At 72.4% G+C, this 23360-nt stretch carries 23 protein-coding genes; 20 read left to right on the top strand and 3 right to left on the bottom strand.

Annotation, left to right across the window (positions count from 1 at the left end; genetic code table 11):
* Positions 1–13 precede the first annotated feature (13 nt).
* Positions 14–583: a GNAT family N-acetyltransferase gene (locus G6553_RS02860; RefSeq protein WP_207619274.1), complete on the bottom strand. Its 570-nt coding sequence runs from the start codon at positions 581–583 to the stop codon at positions 14–16.
* A gap of 128 nt (positions 584–711) precedes the next feature.
* Between G6553_RS02860 and thrS the strand changes: the two genes are divergently transcribed.
* From thrS to G6553_RS02845, 3 genes are all read left to right on the top strand, one after another.
* Positions 712–2700 (top strand): threonine--tRNA ligase, encoded by a 1989-nt coding sequence (gene thrS / locus G6553_RS02855; RefSeq protein ID WP_166188988.1) that lies wholly within the window; start codon positions 712–714, stop codon positions 2698–2700.
* A gap of 172 nt (positions 2701–2872) precedes the next feature.
* The gene (locus tag G6553_RS02850) at positions 2873–3856 is read left to right on the top strand and encodes a diiron oxygenase (protein ID WP_166188986.1); all 984 of its coding nucleotides are present in this window, start codon (positions 2873–2875) and stop codon (positions 3854–3856) included.
* 21 nt (positions 3857–3877) lie between these two features.
* Positions 3878–5533, top strand: a complete 1656-nt coding sequence (locus G6553_RS02845; RefSeq protein WP_166188984.1) for an FAD-dependent oxidoreductase — start codon at positions 3878–3880, stop codon at positions 5531–5533.
* Here G6553_RS02845 and G6553_RS02840 read toward each other — a convergent pair.
* Positions 5514–5651 carry a hypothetical protein gene (locus tag G6553_RS02840; RefSeq protein ID WP_166188983.1) on the bottom strand — a complete coding sequence of 46 codons (138 nt, stop codon included), beginning with the start codon at positions 5649–5651 and terminating at the stop codon, positions 5514–5516. The two genes, G6553_RS02845 and G6553_RS02840, sit on opposite strands and share 20 nt — an antisense overlap.
* A gap of 138 nt (positions 5652–5789) precedes the next feature.
* Here G6553_RS02840 and G6553_RS02835 point away from each other — a divergent pair, with 138 nt between their 5' ends.
* From G6553_RS02835 to G6553_RS02760, 16 genes are all read left to right on the top strand, one after another.
* Entirely contained in the window at positions 5790–6503 is a 714-nt protein-coding gene (locus G6553_RS02835) for a TetR/AcrR family transcriptional regulator (RefSeq protein WP_166188981.1), read from the top strand.
* Positions 6504–6523: 20 nt separating this feature from the next.
* A complete protein-coding gene (locus G6553_RS02830) occupies positions 6524–7063 on the top strand; it encodes an HIT domain-containing protein (RefSeq protein WP_347565456.1) in 540 nt (179 codons plus the stop codon).
* Positions 7060–7839 (top strand): inositol monophosphatase, encoded by a 780-nt coding sequence (locus G6553_RS02825; protein ID WP_166188979.1) that lies wholly within the window; start codon positions 7060–7062, stop codon positions 7837–7839. The genes G6553_RS02830 and G6553_RS02825 overlap by 4 nt, the downstream gene beginning before the upstream one ends.
* A 12-nt stretch (positions 7840–7851) precedes the next feature.
* On the top strand, positions 7852–8484 hold the full coding sequence (gene pgsA / locus G6553_RS02820; RefSeq protein WP_166188977.1) for a phosphatidylinositol phosphate synthase: 633 nt from the start codon (positions 7852–7854) through the stop codon (positions 8482–8484).
* A gap of 19 nt (positions 8485–8503) precedes the next feature.
* Positions 8504–9418: a pyridoxal 5'-phosphate synthase lyase subunit PdxS gene (gene pdxS / locus G6553_RS02815; RefSeq protein ID WP_166188975.1), complete on the top strand. Its 915-nt coding sequence runs from the start codon at positions 8504–8506 to the stop codon at positions 9416–9418.
* A gap of 13 nt (positions 9419–9431) precedes the next feature.
* Positions 9432–10586 carry a metallophosphoesterase gene (locus G6553_RS02810; protein WP_207619272.1) on the top strand — a complete coding sequence of 385 codons (1155 nt, stop codon included), beginning with the start codon at positions 9432–9434 and terminating at the stop codon, positions 10584–10586.
* Between the two features lie 234 nt (positions 10587–10820).
* On the top strand, positions 10821–11408 hold the full coding sequence (pdxT, locus tag G6553_RS02805; protein WP_166188973.1) for a pyridoxal 5'-phosphate synthase glutaminase subunit PdxT: 588 nt from the start codon (positions 10821–10823) through the stop codon (positions 11406–11408).
* Between the two features lie 91 nt (positions 11409–11499).
* Positions 11500–12276, top strand: a complete 777-nt coding sequence (locus tag G6553_RS02800; RefSeq protein WP_166188971.1) for a YebC/PmpR family DNA-binding transcriptional regulator — start codon at positions 11500–11502, stop codon at positions 12274–12276.
* 99 nt (positions 12277–12375) lie between these two features.
* Positions 12376–12903 carry a crossover junction endodeoxyribonuclease RuvC gene (gene ruvC / locus G6553_RS02795; protein ID WP_166188969.1) on the top strand — a complete coding sequence of 176 codons (528 nt, stop codon included), beginning with the start codon at positions 12376–12378 and terminating at the stop codon, positions 12901–12903.
* Positions 12900–13496, top strand: coding sequence for a Holliday junction branch migration protein RuvA (ruvA, locus tag G6553_RS02790; protein ID WP_166188967.1), 597 nt, complete (start codon positions 12900–12902; stop codon positions 13494–13496). Before ruvC ends, ruvA begins: the two co-directional genes overlap by 4 nt.
* 5 nt (positions 13497–13501) lie before the next feature.
* A complete protein-coding gene (gene ruvB, locus G6553_RS02785) occupies positions 13502–14587 on the top strand; it encodes a Holliday junction branch migration DNA helicase RuvB (RefSeq protein ID WP_347565455.1) in 1086 nt (361 codons plus the stop codon).
* A 119-nt stretch (positions 14588–14706) separates the two neighbouring features.
* Positions 14707–14997 (top strand): preprotein translocase subunit YajC, encoded by a 291-nt coding sequence (yajC, locus tag G6553_RS02780; RefSeq protein WP_166188966.1) that lies wholly within the window; start codon positions 14707–14709, stop codon positions 14995–14997.
* Between the two features lies 1 nt (position 14998).
* Positions 14999–16828 carry a protein translocase subunit SecD gene (gene secD, locus G6553_RS02775; RefSeq protein ID WP_166188964.1) on the top strand — a complete coding sequence of 610 codons (1830 nt, stop codon included), beginning with the start codon at positions 14999–15001 and terminating at the stop codon, positions 16826–16828.
* On the top strand, positions 16828–18084 hold the full coding sequence (secF, locus tag G6553_RS02770; protein WP_166188963.1) for a protein translocase subunit SecF: 1257 nt from the start codon (positions 16828–16830) through the stop codon (positions 18082–18084). The genes secD and secF overlap by 1 nt, the downstream gene beginning before the upstream one ends.
* Positions 18085–18118: 34 nt before the next feature.
* Positions 18119–18658 carry an adenine phosphoribosyltransferase gene (locus tag G6553_RS02765; RefSeq protein ID WP_166189080.1) on the top strand — a complete coding sequence of 180 codons (540 nt, stop codon included), beginning with the start codon at positions 18119–18121 and terminating at the stop codon, positions 18656–18658.
* Positions 18659–18801: 143 nt separating this feature from the next.
* Positions 18802–21036, top strand: a complete 2235-nt coding sequence (locus tag G6553_RS02760) for a bifunctional (p)ppGpp synthetase/guanosine-3',5'-bis(diphosphate) 3'-pyrophosphohydrolase (protein ID WP_166189079.1) — start codon at positions 18802–18804, stop codon at positions 21034–21036.
* Positions 21037–21255: 219 nt separating this feature from the next.
* Here the strand turns inward: G6553_RS02760 and G6553_RS02755 are convergent, their stop codons facing one another.
* The gene (locus G6553_RS02755; RefSeq protein WP_166188961.1) at positions 21256–22485 is read right to left on the bottom strand and encodes a DUF349 domain-containing protein; all 1230 of its coding nucleotides are present in this window, start codon (positions 22483–22485) and stop codon (positions 21256–21258) included.
* 146 nt (positions 22486–22631) lie between these two features.
* Between G6553_RS02755 and G6553_RS02750 the strand changes: the two genes are divergently transcribed.
* Positions 22632–23360 carry an MBL fold metallo-hydrolase gene (locus G6553_RS02750; protein WP_166188960.1) on the top strand — a complete coding sequence of 243 codons (729 nt, stop codon included), beginning with the start codon at positions 22632–22634 and terminating at the stop codon, positions 23358–23360.

The following is a 23360-nucleotide window of genomic DNA, read 5'->3' as shown; positions in this document are numbered from 1 at the left end:
AGGCCGGTTCCCCTCAGGGAGCCGGCCTCGCGCGCTTCGCGTGCCACTCGTCGGCGGTGATGCCGAAGAGCCGCGACGGTTCGTCGTACCACTTCTCGACGACGCCGCGGTCGGTCAGGCCGACGCGTGCCATGACGGCCTGCGATCGGACGTTGTCCAGGTGGGTCACCGCCAGCACCTCGTCGAGACCGTGGGCGAACGCGTGGTCGAGCACGGCCCGGGCTGCCTCGCTCGCGTACCCCTTGCCCCACGAGTCGGGGTGCAGGTGCCAGCCGATCTCGACCTCGTCGGCCTCGGCGTTCGGCAGCGTCAGCAGCAGCACCGTGCCGGCGACCACGCCGGTCGCCGCCACCTCCACCGCCCAGATCCCCCGCGGCGGAGTGGCCGACCGCTCGGCGTACCGGTCGATCCGGGCGTGCGCCTCGGCCAGGTCCTGCATCAGCTGCGGCGGTCCGTCGGCGAGCCAGCGGGCGACCTCGACCCGGCTGAGGATGTCGAGCAGGCGGGGCGCCTCGTCGTGGCGCCACGGCCGGATGCGCAGGCGGTCGGTCTCGAGCAGGAGTCCATCGGGCGAGCCGGTCACGCCCCGGATCCTCGCAGCGGTCGCGCCCGACCACCACGGGATATCGACGCGAGGCGGTGGGCGGCCGGTCGATAGCATCGAGCGTCCGGCCGACCGGCCGGCGCCGTCCCGAACCTCCAGGAGAGATCGTGTCCGACATGAGAGTCGTCCTCGTCCACGCCGATGAGCGTCAGGACAAGGCGACCACGACGGGCACCAAGGCCTGGGAGCTGTTCGCCGGGGACCCGAGCGTCATCGCGGCGCGGGTCAACGGCGAGCTGCGCGACCTCTCGCACGAGCTCGCCGACGGCGACGAGGTCGAGGGCGTCGCGATCGACAGCCCCGACGGGCTCGACGTGCTGCGCCACTCCACCGCGCACGTGATGGCGCAGGCCGTGCAGGAGCTGTTCCCGGAGGCCAGGCTCGGCATCGGCCCGCCGGTGACCGACGGCTTCTACTACGACTTCGACGTCGAGACGCCGTTCGTCCCCGAGGACCTCGAGAAGATCGAGTCCCGGATGCGCAAGATCATCAAGGAGGGCCAGAAGTTCTCCCGCCGCGTCACCACCGACGCGGACGCGCTGAGCGAGCTGCAGGACGAGCCGTACAAGATCGAGCTCATCGGCCTCAAGGGCTCGGGCACCAGCGACGACGCCGCCGAGGGCGCGAGCGTCGAGGTCGGCGCGGGCGAGCTGACCATCTACGACAACGTCCGCCGCAACGGCGACGTGGCGTGGAGCGACCTGTGCCGCGGCCCGCACCTGCCGACCACCAAGCGGATCCCGGCGTTCAAGCTGATGCGCAGCGCCGCGGCGTACTGGCGCGGAGACGAGAAGAACAAGCAGCTGCAGCGCATCTACGGCACCGCCTGGGAGTCCAAGGAGGCGCTCGAGGCGCACCTGCACCGGATCGAGGAGGCCGAGCGGCGCGACCACCGCAAGCTCGGGCGCGAGCTCGACCTGTTCAGCTTCCCCGACGAGCTCGGCTCCGGCCTGCCGGTCTTCCATCCCAAGGGTGGAGTCATCAAGCGGGAGATGGAGGACTACGTCCGCCAGCGCCACATCGAGGAGGGCTTCTCCTACGTCGGCACCCCGCACATCAGCAAGGACGGGCTGTTCCACACCTCAGGACACCTGCCCTACTACGCCGACACGATGTTCCCGCCGATGGAGTTCGAGGGCGCGAAGTACCAGCTGAAGGCGATGAACTGCCCGATGCACAACCTCATCTACGCCTCGCGCGGCCGGTCCTACCGCGAGCTGCCGCTGCGCCTCTTCGAGTTCGGCCACGTCTACCGCTACGAGAAGTCCGGCGTCGTGCACGGCCTGACCCGCGTCCGCGGCTTCGCGCAGGACGACTCGCACTCCTACGTCACCCCCGACCAGGCCGCCGGCGAGATCAAGCACCTGCTCGACTTCGTCCTCGGCCTGCTGCGCGACTTCGGGCTCGACGACTTCTACCTGGAGATGTCGACCCGCGACGACTCCAAGCCCGACAAGTTCATCGGCTCCGACGAGCAGTGGGAGACCGCCACCCGCGTGCTGCGCGCGGTCTGCGAGGAGTCCGGCCTCGAGCTCGTGCCCGACCCGGGCGGCGCGGCGTTCTACGGCCCGAAGGTGTCGGTGCAGGCTCGCGACGCGATCGGCCGGACCTGGCAGATGTCGACGATCCAGTACGACTTCAACCAGCCGCACCGCTTCGGGCTGGAGTACCAGGCGGCCGACGGCACCCGGCAGGAGCCGGTGATGATCCACTCGGCGAAGTTCGGCTCGATCGAGCGGTTCCTCGGCGTGCTCGTGGAGCACTACGCCGGCGCGTTCCCCCCGTGGCTCGCCCCGGTCCAGGTCCAGGCGATCCCGATCGCCGAGCGGCACGAGGACTACCTGTGGGACGTCGCCAAGCGGATGCGCACCGAGGGGCTGCGCGTCGAGGTCGACGACTCCACCGACCGGATGCAGAAGAAGATCCGCAACGCGCAGCTGCAGAAGGTGCCGTTCATGATGATCGCCGGCGACGACGACCTCGCCGCCGGCGCGGTCTCCTTCCGCTACCGCGACGGCCGCCAGGACAACGGCGTGCCGATCGAGGAGGCCATCGCCCGCGTCCGCGAGGCCGTCGCTGCCCGCACGCAGGTCTGACCCGGCCGGCGGCGTACCGCCGCTCCGGCCACGAGGCCCGTCCCCGCTCGTCCGGGGGCGGGCCTCGGTCGTCCCTGCCGCAGCGCTGAGCCGGCAATCCGGCCCCTTACCCGCGACACGCGTCGCACACACCCATTTACATCGGACGTGGTGTCGCACTAACGTGGTCGGCATGACCGCGACGGACCTGCAGACCGACCTCACCGGCCGCTCGTACGACGACACCCTCCGCACGCTGTCGGAGGCGTCGGTGGAGCAGCACTTCGACGCGTTCCGCGACATCGCGTGGGACGACCCGGCGTACGCCGTGGACCCGGCCGACCCCCGCTGGGTGCTGCCCGCGGGGGACGTGCTCGGGCGCCACCCGTGGTACCGGTCGCTGCCGCTGGAGCGACAGGTCGAGATCGGGCTCTACCGCCAGGCAAACGTCACCAAGGTCGGTCTGCAGTTCGAGCAGATCCTCATCAGCGGCCTGATGAACTACGCGTTCGGCCTGCGCAACGGCAGCCCGGAGTTCCGGTACTCCACCCACGAGGCGACCGAGGAGTGCCACCACACCCAGATGTTCCAGGAGTTCGTGAACCGCTCCGGTCAGGACGTCGCGGGCGGCACCTGGGCGTTCCGGGCGGTGGCGCCGTTCCTGCCGCTGTTCGCGAAGTGGGTCCCGTTCGGCTTCTTCTACGGCGTGCTCGCCGGCGAGGAGCCGATCGACCACGTGCAGAAGGCGGTGCTGCGCGCCGGGGACGACACGCACCCGCTGCTGCGGCGGATCATGCAGATCCACGTCGCGGAAGAGGCGCGCCACATCGGCTTCGCCCACACCTACCTCGAGCACCGCGCCCCGCGCCTGCGCCGGGTCGAGCGGTTCGTGCTCTCGCTGGTCGTGCCGCTGATCATGCGCTGGCTCTGCGACCAGATCCTCCGCCCGGGCCGCAAGGCCCGCCGCGACATGGGCATCCCGCGCTCGGTCGTGCGCGACGTGTGGTGGCGCGCGCCGGAGTCGCGGAAGTTCCTGCGCGACCTCTTCGCCGACGTGCGGATGCTCGCTGAGCGCACCGGGATGATGAATCCCGCCTCCCGCCTGCTCTGGCGGGCGATGGGCATCGACGGGCGCAGCTCGCGCTTCCGCAGCCAGCCGGCCTCGGCCGCCTCCTGATCCCGGGTCGAGCGCAGACCCGTGCCGTACGTCGTCACGCAGTCCTGCTGCGCCGATGCCTCCTGCGTCGTCGCCTGCCCGGTCAACTGCATCCACCCCGCGCCCGGTGAGCCCGGGTTCGCCACCGCCGAGATGCTGTACGTCGACCCGCGCTCGTGCGTCGGCTGCGGCGCGTGCACCACGGCGTGCCCGGTCGGGGCGATCGTGCCGGACACCGCGCTGACGCCCGAGCAGGAGCCGTTCCGCGAGGTCAACGCGGCCTACTACGACGTCTTCCCCCATGCCGACCGCACCCCGCTAGCGCTGGTCCCCCCTCAGCGCCGGCTGCGGCGGCCCCGGCCGGTCCGCGTCGCCGTCGTCGGCGCCGGACCGGCCGGGCTCTACACGGCCGACGAGCTGCTGTGCCACCCCGAGGTCACCGTCGACGTGCTCGACCGGCTGCCGACGCCGTACGGGCTGCTCCGTGCGGGTGTCGCGCCCGACCACCGCCACACCAAGGACGCCGAGCGGCTGTTCCGTGCGATCGAGGAGCAGCCCGGCTTCCGCTACCTGCTCGGTGTCGAGGTGGGCCGCGACGTCACGCGCGCGGAGCTCGACGAGCACTACGACGCGGTCGTGTGGACGGTCGGCGCGTCGGCGGACCGCCGCCTGGACGTGCCGGGGGAGGACCTGCCCGGGTCGTGCTCGGCGACCGCGCTGGTGGGTTGGTACAACGGCCACCCCGACCACCGCGACCTGGAGGTGCACCTCGACCACGAGCGGGTGGTGGTCGTCGGCAACGGCAACGTGGCGCTCGACGTCGCGCGGGTGCTCACCGCCGACCCCGACGCCCTCGCCACCACCGACCTCGCCGACCACGCGCTGGCCGCGCTGCGCACCAGTGCCGTGCGCGAGGTGGTCGTCCTGGGTCGGCGCGGCCCGGACCAGGCGTCCTTCACGACTCCCGAGCTGATCGGCCTCGCCGGCCTGCGCGACGTCGACGTCGTCGCCGACCTCGGCGGCGCGGAGGTGACCGGCGACGACGTGCGCGCCCGGGTGCTGCGCGAGCTCGCGGCCCGCCGGACCGATCCCCGCAAGCGCCGGATCGTCCTGCGCTTCCTGGCCTCACCGGTGCGCATCGTGGGCACCGGCCGGACCGAGGGCGTCGAGGTCGTGCGCAACGAGCTGGTCCCCGACGCCGCCGGCGTGCCGCGCGCGAAGGCGACCGGCGAGACCGAGGTGCTCGAGGCCGGGATGGTGCTGCGCTCGGTCGGCTACCGGGGTGTGCCCGTCGCCGGCCTGCCGCACGACCCGGTCACCGGCACCGTGCCGAACGTCGGGGGACGCGTCGAGCCGGGCACGTACGTCGCCGGGTGGGCCAAGCGCGGACCGACCGGGTTCCTCGGCACCAACAAGATCTGCGCGCAGGAGACCGTCGAGGCACTGCTCGACGACCTCGACGCGGGGCTGCTGGAGGCGCCGGCGACCCGCGACGGCGACCTGGCCGCGGTGCTCGCGCGCCGCGACGTACCCGTCGTGGACCTGGCGGGCTGGCGCGCCATCGACCGCGAGGAGCGGCGCCGCGGCGAGGCCGCGGGCCGTCCCCGGGTCAAGATCACCGACCCCGACGACGCGCGCGCGATCACGCTGCGACGCGGGAGGAGGGGCCGGCGCGCGGTCAGCGCTTCTTGGCGGTGACCTGCTCCATGGAGCTGGCGTGGTCGGAGGCGGCCTTGGCGCGCTTCTCGCCCCGCTTCTCCTTGATCGACTTGCCGGACTTCTTCGACATTCCTTGGCGCGGCGACTTGTCGCTCATGGGGGATCCCTCGGTGGAGGGCCTGGGTGGCCCCGTCCGACGACACTACCCCTCCGCCAGGTCACAGGTCGCCGGATAGCCTGACCCCCGTCGAGCGGGGGTCGCGGAGGCGCGACCCGGGGACGGAACGAGGACGTGATGGCGACGAGTGAGGACGCCCGCCCGGACGGGCGCCAGGCGCGCTGGGACCGCCACAACCAGCAGCGGCGCCAGCAGATCCTCGACGCCGCGATCGCGGTCATCGAGGACGGCGAGCCGGGCGCCGAGTTCCACGTCCAGCAGATCGCCGAGCGGGCCGGCCTCAACCGCACCGTCGTCTACCGCCACTTCGCGGACCGCTCCGACCTCGACCGGGCGGTGCAGGCCGAGATCCTCGACGGGCTGTGGGCCGAGCTGCTCCCGGAGATCGGCCTCGAGGGCACGATCCCGCAGATCGTCGAGCGGATCGTGGCGACGTACGTCGGCTGGGCGGTCGCGCACCCGGCACTGCACCGGGTCGCCGAGCAGGGCGAGGGCACCGGTCCGCTGCAGGAGGGGCTGACCCAGATCGCGGGGCAGGTCTGCGAGGTGATCACCACCGCCGTCGAGATGCTCGGTCTCGATCTCGGCGACGACGAGCGCGCGGCCATCGACCCGCTGGTCTTCGGGCTGGTCGGTGCGGTCTTCGGCGCGGTGCGCCGGTGGATGGCGCGGCCCGAGCGGGTGCCGGCCGCGCCCAAGCTGGTCGAGCTGGTGACCGGGTCGGTCTGGTACATCCTCGCCGGCCACGCCCGCGCCCTCGGCTTCGAGCTCGACCCGAAGCAGAGCGTCGAGGACCTGGTCGCGGTGGCCCGGACGCAGGCGACCCCGTGAACGGAGAGGACCGAGCGGACGTGGACACGCTGCACCAGGACGGCATCGGCCGCTCCGACGAGCTGGACCGGCTCTGGACCCCGCACCGGATGGCCTACATCCGCGGCGAGAACAAGCCGGCCGACGCCTCGTCGGGGGAGTGCCCGTTCTGCCGGATCCCGTCCCTGGCCGACGACGAGGGCCTGGTGGTGCACCGCGGTGAGCTGTCGTTCGTCGTGCTCAACCTCTACCCCTACGCGCCCGGGCACCTGATGGTCTGCCCCTACCGCCACATCGCCGACTACACCGAGACCACCGACGAGGAGGCCGCGGAGATCGCCGACCTCACCCGCGACGCGATGCGCGTCGTGCGGCGGGTCTCCGGAGCGGGTGGCTTCAACATCGGCATGAACCAGGGGCACATCGCCGGCGCCGGCATCGCCGCCCACCTGCACCAGCACGTGGTGCCGCGCTGGCCCGGCGACCAGAACTTCATGCCGATCATCGGTCGCACCAAGACCCTGCCCGAGCTGCTGGGCGACACCCGCGCGCTGCTCGCCGAGGCGTGGCCGACGGCGTGACCACGCTCCCGACGCCCGAGGACGACGCCCGGCTCGCCGCCGACCTGGTGCGGGAGGCCGGCACGCTCGCCCGCCGGATGCGCTCCGACGGGCTCCGGCTCGACTACAAGACGTCCATCTCCGACGTGGTCACCGCGGCCGACCGCGCCGCCGAGGAGCTGGTGACCGGCCGGCTCCGCGCCGAGCGCCCGGGCGACGCCGTGCTGGGCGAGGAGCACGGGCACGTCGCCGAGAGCACGACCGGCCGCTCCTGGGTCGTCGACCCCGTCGACGGCACCTACAACTTCGTCAACGACCTGCCCTGGTGGTGCTCCGCGGTGGGTCTGCGCGACACCGAGGACCTGCTGGTCGGGGCGGTCCACGACCCGATGGGCGGGGCGACGTACGTCGGCGGGCCGGCGCTGCCGAGCACCCGCGACGGCCGTCCGCTGGCCCCGCTGGTCGACCGGCCGCTCGCGGAGATCAGCATCGCGACGTACCTGCACCCGCCCTTCCTCGAGGGCGAGGTCGGTGCCGCATGGCGTCGCGCGGCCGGTGGTGCCGCGGCGCTGCGGTGGTTCGGCTCGATGAGCATGGACCAGGTCGGCGTCGCGACCGGGCGGGTGGGGCTGGTCTTCCAGCACTCCGTCGCGCCGTGGGACGAGCTGCCGGGCGCGGCGATCATCCGGGGCGTCGGGGGAGTGACGCGGCACGTCGAGGTCGCGGGCAAGGACTGGTACGTCGCGGGGCCGCCGACCGCCGTGGGCGAGGTCTGCGCGCGGCTGCTCGACCGCTAGCCTGCTGCCGCCATGCTGGAACGTTTCCGCGCCTTCTGGACGAAGGTCCTCGCCCCCGTCGCCCACCTGCTCATCAGGCTGGGGGTCAGCGCCGACGCCGTGACCCTCGTCGGGACGCTCGGGGTGTGCGCGGGCGCGCTGGTGTTCTACCCGCAGGGGGAGCTGCTCATCGGCACCCTCGTCATCACGGCGTTCGTCTTCAGCGACCTGCTCGACGGCTACATGGCGCGCTCGACCGGCCGCTCCAGCAGCTTCGGCGCGTTCCTCGACTCGACCCTCGACCGGATCGGCGACGGCGCGATCTTCGGCGGGCTCGCCCTGTACTTCGCGTGGGAGGGCGACAGCCGGCTCTACCTCGTGCTCTCGCTCGTCTGCCTGGTCATGGGCAGCGTCACCTCCTACGCCCGCTCGCGCGCGGAGAGCCTCGGCTACACCGCCAAGGTGGGCATCGCCGAGCGCGCGGACCGGCTCGTCGCGATCCTCGTGATGACCGGCCTCGGCGCGATCTTCGACCTCCCGGTCCTCATGCACGTCGCCCTCTGGGCGCTCGCGATCGCCTCGACGATCACCGTCGTGCAGCGCATCTGGGTGGTGCGCCGGCAGGCGCTCGCAGCCCTGGCGGACGGAAGTCCGTCCGCCGGGTAAAGCGTCCTACGCTCCTCGCATGACCGAGAGCCACGCCTCCACCACCGACGGCCCCACCACCGGCACCACCCGCGTCAAGCGCGGCATGGCGGAGATGCTCAAGGGCGGCGTGATCATGGACGTCGTCACCCCCGACCAGGCCAAGATCGCCGAGGACGCAGGCGCCGTCGCGGTCATGGCGCTCGAGCGGGTGCCGGCCGACATCCGGGCCCAGGGCGGCGTCTCGCGGATGTCGGACCCGGACATGATCGACGGGATCATCGAGGCCGTCTCGATCCCGGTCATGGCCAAGGCGCGGATCGGCCACTTCGCGGAGGCGCAGGTGCTGCAGTCGCTCGGCGTGGACTACGTCGACGAGTCCGAGGTGCTCACGCCCGCCGACTACGCGAACCACATCGACAAGTGGGCGTTCACCGTGCCGTTCGTGTGCGGTGCGACCAACCTCGGGGAGGCGCTGCGGCGGATCACCGAGGGCGCGGCGATGATCCGCTCCAAGGGCGAGGCCGGCACCGGTGACGTGTCCAACGCGGTCACCCACATGCGCACCATCCGCGGCGAGATCCGCCGGCTCGCGGCACTCGAGGGCGACGAGCTGTACGTCGCGGCCAAGGAGCTCCAGGCGCCGTACGACCTGGTCAAGGAGGTCGCCGAGACCGGCAAGCTGCCGGTCGTGCTGTTCACTGCCGGCGGCATCGCCACGCCCGCGGACGCGGCGATGATGATGCAGCTCGGTGCCGAAGGCGTCTTCGTCGGCTCGGGCATCTTCAAGTCCGGCAACCCCGCGCAGCGGGCCGAGGCGATCGTCAGGGCCACGACCTTCCACGACGACCCCGACATGGTCGCGAAGGTCTCCCGCGGCCTGGGCGAGGCGATGGTCGGCATCAACGTCGAGGAGATCCCGCAGCCCCACCGCCTCGCCGAGCGCGGCTGGTGACCTCCTGAGCGACGTGCAGGACACCTGGCTCGGCCAGGTGCTGGGGGTCCTCGCGCTGCTGCTGCTCGTCGCGTCCGTCGTGTGGTGGGCGCGGTGGCTGCACCGTCGCCTCGCGGTCGTCAGCGGCGCCCCGCGGTGGGCGCGGCGGCTCTCGCTCGTCGTGGTCGTCGGCGGGCTGCTGCTCTACGCCGCCACGAACGTCGCCTACCGCACGATCGACCCCGCCCCGCTCCGGCCGGTGCTGTGGCTCGGGCTGTCCTGGCTGGGGCTCGCCTGGTACCTCACGGTCGGCTGCCTCCTGCTCGCCCTCGCCTCGCTGGTGCTCCGGCTGCTCGGCCGCCGCGCCGCCCGCGAACGGCTGCTCCGCGTCGGCACCCCGGTGGTCGTCGTCCTCGCCCTGGCGGTGATGGCCGTCGGCGCCGTCGTCGCGCAGCGGCCGCGCGCCACGGCGTACGACGTCGGGTCGGCGGCGCTGCCCGACGGCTGGGACGGCGCGCGGATCGTGCTGCTGACCGACCTGCACGTCGGTGTCGTCCACGGCGAGGCCTGGACCCGCCGCGTCGTCGACCTCGTCAACGCGCAGGACCCGGACCTGGTCGTGCTCGGCGGCGACCTCGTCGACGGCCGCGAGCGGTACACCGGCCCCGACCTCGACCCCCTCGCCGACCTGGACGCGCCGCTCGGCGTCGTCGCCGTGTCCGGCAACCACGAGATCGAGACCGGTGACGCCCCGGCGTACCTCGACCGGCTCGAGACCCTCGGCGTCGACGTCCTCCGCAACGAGCACGTCGTCCTCGAGCGCGGGGGAGACCCCCTCGTCGTCGCCGGCGTCCACGACGAGATCGGCACCGGCGCCCTCGAGCCGGACCCGGCCGCCGCGCTCTCCGGGACGCGGCCGGAGGACTACGTGGTGTACGTCGCCCACGAACCGCGCCAGCTCGTCGCCTCGGCCGGCGTCGACCTCCAGCTCTCCGGCCACACCCACGGCGGCCAGATCTGGCCGTTCGGCTGGCTCGTGCCGCTCCAGCAACCCACCCTCGCCGGCGTGGACGTCGTCGACGGCGTCACCGTCGTGACCTCCCGCGGTGTCGGCACCTCCGGCCCGCCCGTCCGCACTGGCGCCGCGCCCGAGATCACCGTCGTCACCCTCCGCTCGACTTCCGGTTGAGGAAGGCCCGCAGCGCCTCGGGCGGCTGGTTAAGGAAGGCGCGCAGCGCCTGTCTCGAAGCCCCCGCCCCCGCCCCCGCGCCGGGCCGGCCGCTGTGCGCGGGGTCGTGTGCCGGAGGACGCGCTGGCCCGCGACCTGGAGCACACGACCCATCGCAGGCGGCTCCGCAGGCGGCGGCCGCACCGCGGCGACGCGGATGCGCGGAGAGCAGGCCCGGCGCCTATCGTCCAGCCCGTGCCACCCACCATCGGCGTCCTCGCCCTGCAGGGAGACGTCCGCGAGCACGTTCGCACCCTGACCGACCTCGGTGTCGACGCGGTCACGGTCCGCCGCGAGAGCGAGCTCGCCGAGGTCGACGGGATCGTCCTGCCCGGCGGTGAGTCGACGACGATGGCCAAGCTGCTGCGCACCTTCGGCCTCCTGGACCCACTGAGGAAGCGGATCACCGGCGGCATGCCCGCCTTCGGCACGTGCGCGGGGATGATCCTGCTCGCCGACCGGGTGCGCGACGGCGCGGCGGGCCAGGAGACGGTCGGCGGGCTCGACGTGACGGTGCGGCGCAACGCGTTCGGGCGGCAGGTCGACTCGTTCGAGACCGACCTGCCGGTGACCGGGATCGACGAACCGGTGCACGCGGTGTTCATCCGCGCGCCGTGGGTCGAGGAGGTCGGGCCCGGGGTCGAGGTGCTCGCCGAGGCGGCCGGCCATCCCGTCGCCGTGCGCCAGGGCCACCTGCTCGCCACGAGCTTCCACCCGGAGGTGGGCGGCGACGGTCGGGTGCACCGTCTCTTCGTCGACCTGGTGCGCGGGCCGGTGCGTTGACCTCGTCGGCCGATCGGCCCGGGCGCCGCTAGGATCGACGGCTGGTGCGGGGGACCGCACCAGCACATGACCGGCGCGGGAAGAGGGACGCATGTCTGGCCACTCCAAGTGGGCGACCACGAAGCACAAGAAGGCCGCCATCGACGCCAAGCGCGGCAAGATGTTCGCCAAGCTGATCAAGAACGTCGAGGTCGCGGCCCGCATGGGCGGCGGCGACCCCTCGGGCAACCCGACGCTGTACGACGCGATCCAGAAGGCCAAGAAGTCCTCGGTCCCCAACGACAACATCGACCGCGCGGTCAAGCGCGGCTCCGGTGCCGAGACCGGCGGCGCGGACTACACGACGATCACCTACGAGGTCTACGGCGCGTCCGGCGTCGGCCTCCTGGTCGAGTGCCTCACCGACAACAAGAACCGTGCCGCGATGGAGGTCCGCACCGCGGTCACCCGCAACGGCGGCACCATGGCCGACCCCGGCTCGGTCTCCCGGCTCTTCAACCGCAAGGGCGTCGTGCTGGTCGCCAAGGCGCAGGAGGGCGGCAAGGAGGTCTCCGAGGACGACGTCCTCGAGGCCACCCTCGACGCCGGTGCCGAGGAGGTCAACGACCTCGGTGACCAGTTCCAGGTCATCTCCGAGGCCACCGACCTCGTCGCCGTCCGCACCGCGCTCCAGGCCGCCGGCATCGACTACGACTCCGCCGACGTCCAGTTCGTCGCGACGATGGACATCCCCGTCGACGCGACCGCCGCGGGCAAGGTCTTCAAGCTCATCGACGCCCTCGAGGACCTCGACGACGTGCAGGACGTCTTCAGCAACGTCGACGTCCCGGCCGACGTGATGGCCGAGCTCGAGGCCGCGGACGCCTGACCGCGACCGAGCCGGTACGCCGCGGGCGTGTCGTGACGGCGTACGTCGGGCCCGGCGGCTAGCGTTCCTCCCGAACAGACGTTCGACGGAAGGCTGGCCATGCGCGTGCTCGGGATCGATCCCGGCCTGACCCGCTGCGGGATGGGCGTGGTCGACGGCTCGGTCGGTCGACCGCTCACCCTGGTCGACGTGAACGTGCTGCGGACCAGCGCCGACCGGCCGGTCGCGGAGCGGCTGGTGACCATCGAGAAGGGCGTCGACGCCTGGCTCGACGAGCACCGGCCCGACGCGGTCGCGGTCGAGCGGGTCTTCGCCCGCTCCGACGTCAGCACGGTCATGGGCACCGCGCAGGCCAGCGGGATCGCGATGGTCTGCGCCGCCCGCCGTGGGCTGCCGATCGCGCTGCACACGCCGAGCGAGGTCAAGGCGGCGGTCTCCGGCAACGGCCGGGCCGACAAGGCGCAGGTCGGCGCGATGGTCACCCGCATCCTGCGCCTGGACGCCATGCCGAAGCCGGCCGACGCCGCCGACGCCCTGGCGCTCGCGATCACCCACATCTGGCGCGGGGGAGCCCAAGCCCGCATCGACGCCGCGCTGGCGGCAGCAACCACGAGGAGCAGACGTTGATCGCCTTCGTCCGCGGCCAGGTCGCCGGGGTCTCGCTCACCAGCGCCGTCCTCGAGGTCGGCGGCGTCGGCCTCGAGCTGATGTGCACGCCGGGCACCATCGCCGGCCTGCGCACCGGGCAGAGCGCCACGCTGGCCACGAGCATGGTGGTGCGTGAGGACTCGATGACCCTCTACGGCTTCGCCGACGAGGACGAGAAGAGCGTCTTCGAGCTCGTGCAGACCGCCTCCGGCGTCGGCCCCAAGGTCGCCCAGGCGATGGTGGCGGTGCTGAGCCCCGACGACGTGCGCCGCGCCATCAGCAGCGACGACGTCAAGACGCTGACCCGCGTGCCCGGCATCGGCCAGAAGGGCGCGCAGCGGATCATCCTCGAGCTCAAGGACCGAATCGGCCCGCCGACCGGAACCACCACCGTGCCCGCCCCTGCCGGGAGCGAGCCGTGGCGCGAGCAGGTGCACCAGGGTCTCGTCGGGCTCGGCTGGTCCGCGAAGGACGCCGAGAAGGCGATCGACGCCGTGGCGCCCGAAGCCGGTGGCGCTCCCGACGTCGCGACGCTGCTCCGCGCAGCCCTCCGCACGCTCAGCAAGGCCTGATCGCCGTGCCCTTCCACGAGGACGAGCTGGCCGCGGCCGAGGAGACCCACCTCCGGTCGATCACCGCGGCGGAGGCGGAGGGCGACGAGCGCGCCGTCGAGGCGGCGCTGCGCCCGCGCACCCTCGACGAGGTGGTCGGCCAGGCCCGCGTCCGCGACCAGCTCGGCCTGGTGCTCGAGGCCGCCCGCCGGCGCGGCCGGGCGCCCGACCACGTGCTGCTCAGCGGTCCGCCGGGCCTCGGCAAGACGACGCTGGCCATGATCATCGCCGCCGAGATGTCCGTCCCGCTGCGGCTGACGAGCGGCCCGGCGATCACCCACGCCGGCGACCTCGCGGCGATCCTCTCGGGGATGAACGAGGGCGAGGTGCTCTTTGTCGACGAGATCCACCGCATGTCCCGGCCGGCCGAGGAGATGCTCTACATGGCGATGGAGGACTTCCGCGTCGACGTCGTGATCGGCAAGGGGCCGGGCGCGACCGCGATCCCGCTCGACCTGCCGCCCTTCACGCTGGTCGGAGCCACCACCCGTGCGGGCCTGCTCCCCGGCCCGCTGCGCGACCGGTTCGGGTTCACCGCCCACCTGGAGTTCTACGAGCCGCACGAGCTCGACCTCATCGTCCACCGCTCCGCCGGTCTGCTCGGCGTGGACCTGACCGACGAGGGCAGCGCGGAGATCGCGTCACGCTCGCGCGGCACGCCGCGCATCGCCAACCGGCTGCTGCGCCGGGTCCGCGACTACGCCCAGGTCCGCGCCGACGGCGTGGTCACCCGCGCCGTCGCCGAGGCGGCGCTGGACCTCTACGAGGTCGACCAGCTCGGGCTGGACCGCCTCGACCGGGCCGTGCTCGACGCCCTCTGCCGCCGCTTCGGCGGCGGACCGGTCGGCGTCTCGACGCTCGCGGTCGCCGTGGGGGAGGAGCGCGAGACGGTCGAGGAGGTCGCCGAGCCGTTCCTCGTCCGCAACGGCTTCCTGGCGCGTACGCCGCGTGGCCGGGTGGCGACGCCGGCCGCCTGGGAGCACCTCGGCCTGAGCGTCCCGGCGGCCGCCGCGACCGACCCGGCCGGGGAGCCGACCCTGTTCGAGGAGTGACGGGCCGCGTCTCCTGGGATTCGTCCGGGCGGGGAAGCCCGTAGGTATGCTTGCCCGTCGGCCGCCCCGGGACTCGCCCGGGTGAGCGGCCTCCCCGTCACCGCTCGAGAGGTTCGTCCGTGGAGCTCGCCTCCCTGTTGCCGCTGGTCGGCATCGCCCTCCTCTTCTGGCTCCTGATCATCAGGCCGGCTTCCCGGCGCCAGAAGGAACTCGTCCGCATGCAGTCGTCGTTGGGGGTGGGTGACGAGGTCGTCCTGACCTCGGGCTTCCTCGGCACGGTGCGCGAGCTCACCGACGACACCGCACGTGTCGAGATCGCCGAGGGGGTCGTCGTGACCGTCGCTCGCGGCGCGATCGGCACCGTCGCACAGCCAGGGCCCGCCGCAGCCGGCGGGCCGGAGGAGATCTGACATGGCACGCAAGCCCCGCCCCGGACGCACCCTCGTGGTGTTCTTCCTCGGCATGGCGCTGCTCTACGGGCTCGTGGTCCTGGCCGGCACCTGGAAGCCCGCGCTGGGCCTCGACCTCCAGGGCGGCACGCGCATCACGCTCGTGGCCTCCGACGACGACCCGGCCGATGACAGCCTCGAGCAGGCCCGCCAGATCATCGACGACCGGGTGAACGGTTCCGGTGTCGCGGAGGCCGACGTGGTCACCGAGGGCAGCAACATCATCGTCGTGGAGATCCCCGGCAGCTCCCGGCGCGACCTCCTCGAGACCGTCAAGCGCCAGGCGCAGCTGCGGTTCCGCCTGGTGGCGTGCTCGGAGATCAACCCCGGTCCCTGTGCGGCCGGCGGCGGCCAGGGCCCCGCGCTCGACCCCGGCGCAACCGGCGGCCTGCCCGACGGTTCCGCGGTGCAGATCGATCCCGGCACCGGCGGTGACCAGGGCGGCGACGGCGGCAACAACCGCGGCAACAACGGCGGCAACGGGGGCGAGGGCGACCAACAGGGCAGCAACAACCGCCCGCCGGTCGGCTTCGCCACGAAGAGCCTGGCCACGGCGGACGCGACCGCCAGCCCGAGCGCCGAGCCCTCCGAGGACACCGGCGACGGCGCCGAGAACGGCACCGACGAGGGCACCGAGGACCCGTCCGGGTCGCCGAGCCCCTCGATGGTTCCCGCCCCGGACGGCGGCAAGAACGCCACCGACCCGCTGACCTGGGTCGACGCGCCGAACGAGGCGGCCATCAAGGCGTACAACGAGTTCACCTGCCCGGCGGACGGCACCATGCCGCCGGTGGAGGACAACCCGGACAAGCCGCTGGTCTCCTGCGAGACGTTCGAGGACGGCACGGTCGTGAAGTACCTGCTGTCGCCCTCGGCGATCGAGGGCACGCAGCTCACCGACGCCTCGGCCCAGATCCCGCAGCAGCAGGTGCAGTGGGTCGTCGCGCTGGAGTTCAACGGCGCCGGCACGAAGACCTTCGCCGACATCTCCCGCAAGCTCGTGAACAACGGCGGGCAGTTCGCGGTCGTGCTCGACGGTGAGGTGCTTTCCGCTCCGACGATGAACGGCCTGATCACCAACGGCCAGGCGCAGATCGAGGGCAACTTCACCGAGGCCTCCGCGCAGAGCCTCGCGACCAGCCTGAAGTTCGGCGCGCTGCCGATCGCGTTCCAGGACGACGTGTCGTCCGAGACGATCGGCCCCTCGCTCGCCGGTGACCAGCTCTCGGCGGGCCTCTGGGCCGGCGGCCTCGGCCTCGCCCTGGTGATGCTCTACTGCCTCGTCTACTACCGCGGCCTCGGCGTGGTCGTGCTCGGCTCGCTGGCGGTCGCCGCGCTCATCACCTACGCGTTGGTGCTGCTTCTCAGCGAGACGGCCGGCTTCACGCTGACCCTGCCTGGCATCGCCGGGCTGATCATCGCCGTCGGTGTCACCGCCGACTCCTTCATCCTGTTCTTCGAGCGCATCCGCGACGAGATGCGCGAGGGCAAGTCCATGCGGGTCGCGGTGGAGACCGGCTGGAAGCGCGCGAAGGTGACCCGCCTCGCCGCGAACACCGTCTCGCTGCTGTCCGCCGCGGTGCTGTACATCTTCGCGACCGGCGCGGTGAAGGGCTTCGGCTTCGCGCTCGGCCTGTCCACGCTGATCGACCTCGCGGTGCTCTTCTGGTTCACCAAGCCTGCGGTGTCCTACCTCGCGCGGTACAAGTTCTTCAACGGCGGCGGCCGCCTGTCCGGCCTCAGCCCCGAGACGCTCGGCATGGACCGGGTCCCCGCTGGAGGTAACGCCTGATGGGCAAGTTCTCCCGGCTCGGCAACGAGCTCTACAACGGCCGCCGGTCGATCGACTTCGTCGGTCGCAAGCCCCTCTGGTACGCCATCTCGCTGGTGTTCGTGGGCCTCGCCATCGGCATCATCGTGGTCAAGGGCCTCAACTTCGGCATCGAGTTCACCGGCGGCACGCAGTACCGCGTCGCCGTGGGTGCCTCGGCGGCCACGCAGGACAACGCCGACGCGCTCCGCGAGGCCGTGGCCGACGCGGGGGTCGAGGGTGCCGAGTCGCCCGTCGTCACCACCGCCGGCGAATCGCTGCTCATCCAGGTCGAGGACCTCGACGCGGAGGAGAACGACCGGGTCGTCGCAGCCATCACCGACACCGTCGCGATCGACGACCCCCTCAACGACATCTCCCAGGACGAGATCGGCGCGAGCTGGGGCCAGCAGGTCGCCGAGCGCGCCGCCATCGGCGTCGCGGTCTTCCTCGCGCTGACGATGATCTTCATCTGGATCTACTTCCGCGAGTGGAAGATGTCGATCGCCGCGATGGTCGCGCTCGCCCACGACATCGCGATCACGGTCGGCATCTACGCGCTCTCCGGGTTCCCCGTGACCCCCTCGGCGGTGACCGGCCTGCTCGCGATCCTCGGCTTCTCGCTCTACGACACCGTCGTGGTCTTCGACAAGGTCCGCGAGAACACCAACGAGTACCTCCAGCCCGGCCAGTCCTACTCCGACGCGGCGAACCTCGCGGTCAACCAGACCCTGGTGCGCTCGATCAACACCGGCATCGTCGCGCTGATCCCGATCGGCGCGATCCTCTACGTCAGCGCGATCCAGCTCGGCGCGAGCTCCCTGCAGGACCTGGCGCTCTCGCAGTTCGTCGGCATGGCGGCCGGTGTCTACTCCTCGGTGGTCATCGCCCCGCGCGTCCTGGTGCACCTGAAGTCGACCGAGACCGACGTCAAGCTCCAGGAGCGGCACGCCAAGGCGAAGGCCCGCGCCCAGGCCGACCGGTACGCCATGGTCCCCGCCGTCACGTCCGACGCCCCGGTCGCCGACCAGGCCTGGGACCCCGAGGCGGACCCGGAGCTGGTCGACGACGACACCCCCGAGGTGCAGCGTCCGGTGGCGACCACCCCCCAGCGGCAGCCCGAGGCGAGCGGCCGCGGCCGCGTCGTGCCCCAGGCCAAGGGCGACGTGCGCCCCAGCGGTGCCGCCGGCCGGCAGCAGCCCTCGCGCGTCACGCGTTCCAAGCGCGGCAAGAAGTAGTCCGCCGGTGACCTCCCCGCACCGCGGGCCGCGCATGGCCGCGGCCCGCGAGGCGCTCGAGCGCCTGGTGGTCGACGTCCCGGACTTCCCGGAGCCAGGGGTCGTCTTCAAGGACATCACGCCGCTGCTCGCCGACCACCAGGGCCTGAGCGCCGTGGTCGAAGCGATCGCCGAGGCCGGACGGGACGCCGACGGCAACGCGGTCGTCGACAAGGTCGTCGGCATGGAGGCCCGCGGGTTCATCCTGGCCGCGCCGGTGGCGCTCGCCCTCGGTGCGGGCTTCGTGCCGGTGCGCAAGGCGGGCAAGCTGCCCCGCGGCGCGCACGCGGTCTCCTACGCGCTGGAGTACGGCGAGGCGACCCTCGAGCTGCACCACGACGCCGTGTCCGCGGGGGAGCGGGTGCTGCTCGTCGACGACGTGCTGGCCACCGGCGGCACGGTGCGCGCGGCCCGTGAGCTCGTCGAGGCGTGCGGCGCCACACCGGTCGGGGTGGCCGTGCTGATGGAGCTCGGCTTCCTCGGCGGCCGGGACGTCGTCGGCGACCTGCCGGTCCACAGCATCGCGGTCATCTGACCGTCCCGCGACGGCCTAGACTGGATTGTGTGACCGAGGACCGCACGCCCGCCAAGACCGGCGGGCGCGCGCCCGACCGGCCACGGCCGCCTCGTCCGACGCCGGCGGAGTCCACCACCTCGCCGCCGTCGAGCACCCGCGGCATGCGTGCGCGCCTGGCGCGGATGGGCACGCGCAGCCAGCCGACCAACCCGGTCCTCGAGCCGCTCTTCCGCTCAGTGCGCGCCAACCACCCCAAGGCCGACCTGGCCCTGCTCGAGCGCGCGTACGACGTCGCCGAGAAGATGCACGGCACGCAGATGCGCAAGAGCGGCGACCCGTACATCACGCACCCGCTCGCGGTCACCACCATCCTCGCCGGCATCGGCATGACCGAGCCGACGCTGGTGGCCTCGCTGCTCCACGACACGGTCGAGGACACGCCGTACACGCTCGACCAGCTGCGCAAGGACTTCGGTGACGAGGTCGCTCAGCTCGTCGACGGCGTGACCAAGCTCGACAAGGTCGTCTACGGCGACACCGCCGAGGCCGAGACCATCCGCAAGATGATCGTGGCGATGTCGCGCGACATCCGCGTGCTGGTCATCAAGCTCGCCGACCGGCTGCACAACATGCGGACCCTGCGCTACGTCAAGCAGGAGACCCAGGAGCGCAAGGCTCGCGAGACCCTCGACATCTACGCGCCGCTGGCCCACCGCCTCGGCATGAACACGCTGAAGTGGGAGCTGGAGGACCTCGCGTTCGCGACCCTGCACCCCAAGATCTACGACGAGATCGTCCGCATGGTCGCCGAGCGGGCGCCCTCGCGCGACCAGTTCCTGGCCGAGGTGATCAGCCAGGTCGAGAACGACCTGCGCGAGGCGAAGGTCAAGGCCACCGTCACCGGCCGGCCGAAGCACTACTACTCGATCTACCAGAAGATGATCGTCGGCGGCCGCGAGTTCACCGACATCTACGACCTGGTCGGCATCCGGATCCTCGTGGAGGAGGACCGCGACTGCTACTCCGTCCTCGGCGTGCTGCACTCGCGCTGGAACCCGGTCCTCGGCCGGTTCAAGGACTACGTCGCGATGCCGAAGTTCAACATGTACCAGTCGCTCCACACGACGGTCATCGGCCCGGCGGGCAAGCCGGTCGAGGTGCAGATCCGCACCTTCGCGATGCACCGCCGTGCCGAGTACGGCGTCGCCGCGCACTGGAAGTACAAGGAGGACGGCCGCGCCGGCCTCGACACCGACCGGCTCGCCGACGGCGACGACATGACCTGGGTCCGGCAGCTGCTGGACTGGCAGAGCGAGGTCGAGGACCCGGGGGAGTTCCTGGAGTCCCTGCGCTTCGAGATCAACCGCGCCGAGACCTACGTCTTCACCCCGCGCGGCGACGTCATCGCCCTGCCGGCCGGCTCGACCCCGGTCGACTTCGCGTACGCCGTGCACACCGAGGTCGGGCACCACACGATCGGGGCGCGCGTCAACGGGCGCCTCGTGCCGCTCGAGTCGACCCTCGAGAACGGCGACGTGGTCGAGGTCTTCACCTCCAAGTCCGAGAACGCCGGCCCCTCGCGCGACTGGCTGACCTTCGTGCGGTCCCCGCGCGCCCGCTCCAAGATCCGCCAGTGGTTCTCCAAGGAGCGCCGCGAGGAGGCGATCGAGCAGGGCAAGGAGCAGATCGCCAAGCTCATGCGCAAGGAGGGGCTGCCCCTCAAGCGGCTGATGTCGCACGAGTCGCTCACGCTGGCCGCCCGGCACTTCAACATCGCGGACGTCTCCGCGCTCTACGCCTCCGTGGGCGAGGGCAACCTGTCGGCCCAGGCGGTCGTCAAGCGCGTCATCGAGGAGCACGGCGGGAGCGAGGCCGCGCAGGAGGACCTCGCCGAGGCCGTCACCATCACCGGCCGCCGTGGCCGCTCGAAGGTGGCACCGTCCGGCGGCGACGCCGGCGTCATCGTCAAGGGCGCGCCCGACGTGTGGGTCAAGCTCGCGAAGTGCTGCACTCCCGTGCCTCCCGACGACATCCTCGGCTTCGTCACCAAGGGCGGGGGAGTCTCGGTGCACCGCCAGGACTGCACGAACGCCGCCTCGCTGAAGTCCCAGCCCGAGAAGGTGCTCGACGTCGAGTGGGCGCCGACCGGCTCCTCGTCGTTCCTGGTCAACATCCAGGTCGAGGCGCTCGACCGGGCCCGCCTGCTGTCCGACATCACGATGGCGCTCTCCGACGCCCACGTGAACATCCTCAGTGCCAACCTGTCGACCACCCGCGACCGCGTCGCCAAGAGCCGCTTCACCTTCGAGATGGCCGAGGCCAAGCACCTCGACCAGGTCCTCAAGGCCGTCCGCGGCGTCCCCGGCGTCTTCGACGCCTACCGCGTCACCTCCTGACCCACCCGTTCGGGGTCGAGGAGCTGCCTGCTGGTCGAGCAGCGAGCGCCAGCGAGCGTGTCGAAACCCCGGACGTGACGCAGGGCGGCGACCATGGTCGCCGCCCTGCCTCGTCCCACCGGGTCTCGACACGCCCGTCGCGACCTCGCAAGCTCGGTCGCGGGGCTTGCTCGACCTCCTCCTTGAGGAGGGCCGGGCTCGTCCCCCGCCCGGCCCTCCTCAACCGGAGAAGTCGGCGGAGGCCTTCCGGGCCATGTCGAGGAACTGCTGGCGGGAGGCGAGGTTCTCCTCCAGGTCGCGGACCTTCTTCTCGTTGCCGGCGGCGCGGGCGCGGTCGAGCTCCGCCTGCACCTGGGCGATGGCGGCCTCGAGCTTGAGGACCATGTCGCCCGCGCGGGCGGACTTCTCGGGGTCCGAGCGCTTCCACTGCTCGTCCTCGACGGCGCGGATGGCCTGCTCGACCTTGCGGATGCGGCCCTCGAGCTCCTTCATCCGGTCCCGCGGGACCTTGCCGGCGGCGTCCCAGCGGTCGGCGATGTCACGGAAGGCGCGCTTGGCGTTCTCGACGTCGGAGACGGGCAGCAGGGCCTCCGCCTCGACGAGCAGCTGCTCCTTGACCTCGGCGTTGGCGGCGAACTCCTGGTCCTGCTCGGCCGCCGCGGCGTCGCGGTTGCCGAAGAACGTGTCCTGCGCGGCCCGGAACCGCTTCCAGAGCGCGTCGTCGACCTCCTTCGGCGCGGGACCGGCGGCCTTCCAGTCCCGCATCAGGTCGCGGTAGCGCCCGGCGGTCGGACCCCACTCCGTGGAGGCGGCGAGCTTCTCGGCCTCGACGACGAGCCGCTCCTTGACGGCCCGCGCGGCGTCGCGCTTCTCGTTCTGCTCGGCGAAGTGCGACTTGCGGCGCCGGGTGTACGCCGTGCGCGCGGACGAGAAGCGCCGCCACAGCGCGTCGTCGGAGGCGCGGTCGATCCGGGGGAGCGCCTTCCACTCGTCGAGCAGCTCGCGCAGCCGGTTGGCGCCGTGCCGCCAGTCCGAGCCCTGGGCCAGCTTCTCGGCCTCGCCGACGAGCTTCTCCTTGGCGGCCTTCGCCTCGGCCGAGCGCGCGGCCTTCTCGGCCTTGCGCGCCTCGCGCTGGGTGGCGATGACCGGGCCGAGCGCGTCGAGGCGGGCGCCGAGTGCGGCGAGGTCGCCGACGGCGCGGGCGTCGGTCACCTGGGCGCGGACGGTCTTGACCGACTCGGCCGCCTCCTCGGGGGAGAGCACGCCGGAGCGCACCCGCTGCTCGAGCAGCTCGACCTCGAAGGACAACGCGGCGTACCGCTCGGTGAAGAAGGCCAGCGCCTCCTCCGGGGTGCCCTCGGGGTACTGACCGACGGGGCGCTCCCCGTCTGCGGTCCGGACGTAGACGGTGCCGTCGTCGTCGACTCGGCCCCACTCATGGCTCGTCACTGCTGGTCCCTCGCATCGGTGGTCGCGGGCGGCTCGCTTCCGCAGACAACGATCCTAGTCAGGTACGGCGCTCGGCGTGGGCCGCGCGCGGCGCCGGGCCGAATCCCGGTGCGACCGACCGGGCGACCCACGGGTAGCCTGACCCGGTGCTGATCGCCGGATTCCCCGCTGGGCCCTGGGGGACGAACTGCTACGTCGCCGCGACCGGGCCCGGCACCGAGTGCGTCGTGATCGACCCCGGCAAGGACGCCGCCGACGGCGTGGCGCAGGTCGTCCGCGAGCACCGGCTCAAGCCGGTCGCCGTCCTCGTCACCCACGGGCACGTCGACCACATGTGGTGCGTCGCCCCCGTCGCCGGGACCTACGACGCCACCGCCTGGATCCACCCCGACGACCGGCACCTGCTGACCGACCCCATGGCCGGCATGTCCCGCGAGACCACCCAGATGATGCTGGGCGGCTCCTACGAGTGGGCCGAGCCCGACGACGTCCGCGAGCTGTCCGACCGCCAGGAGCTCGAGCTGGCCGGACTGCGCTTCGTCGTCGACCACACCCCGGGCCACACCGAGGGATCCGTGACGTTCCGCTCGCCCTACGAGCAGGAAGGGGTCAGCGAGGTCATGTTCTCCGGCGACCTGCTCTTCGCCGGCTCCATCGGGCGCACGGACCTGCCGGGTGGCGACCACCCGACGATCCTGCGGAGCCTGAAGGAGAAGGTGCTGACGCTGCGCGACGACGTCGTCGTCCTGCCCGGCCACGGCGAGCAGACGTCGATCGGGCGCGAGCGGGCGACCAACCCGTTCCTCCTCGACCTGCAGGACACCGACGGCGGCCCGGCCGGCGGCGCCACCGACCCCGTGACCCGGGGGCTGTGA

The sequence above is a fragment of the Nocardioides sp. IC4_145 genome (assembly GCF_011250565.1).
Lineage (GTDB): Bacteria > Actinomycetota > Actinomycetes > Propionibacteriales > Nocardioidaceae > Nocardioides.
This window is presented reverse-complemented; position numbering and strand designations above follow the sequence as displayed.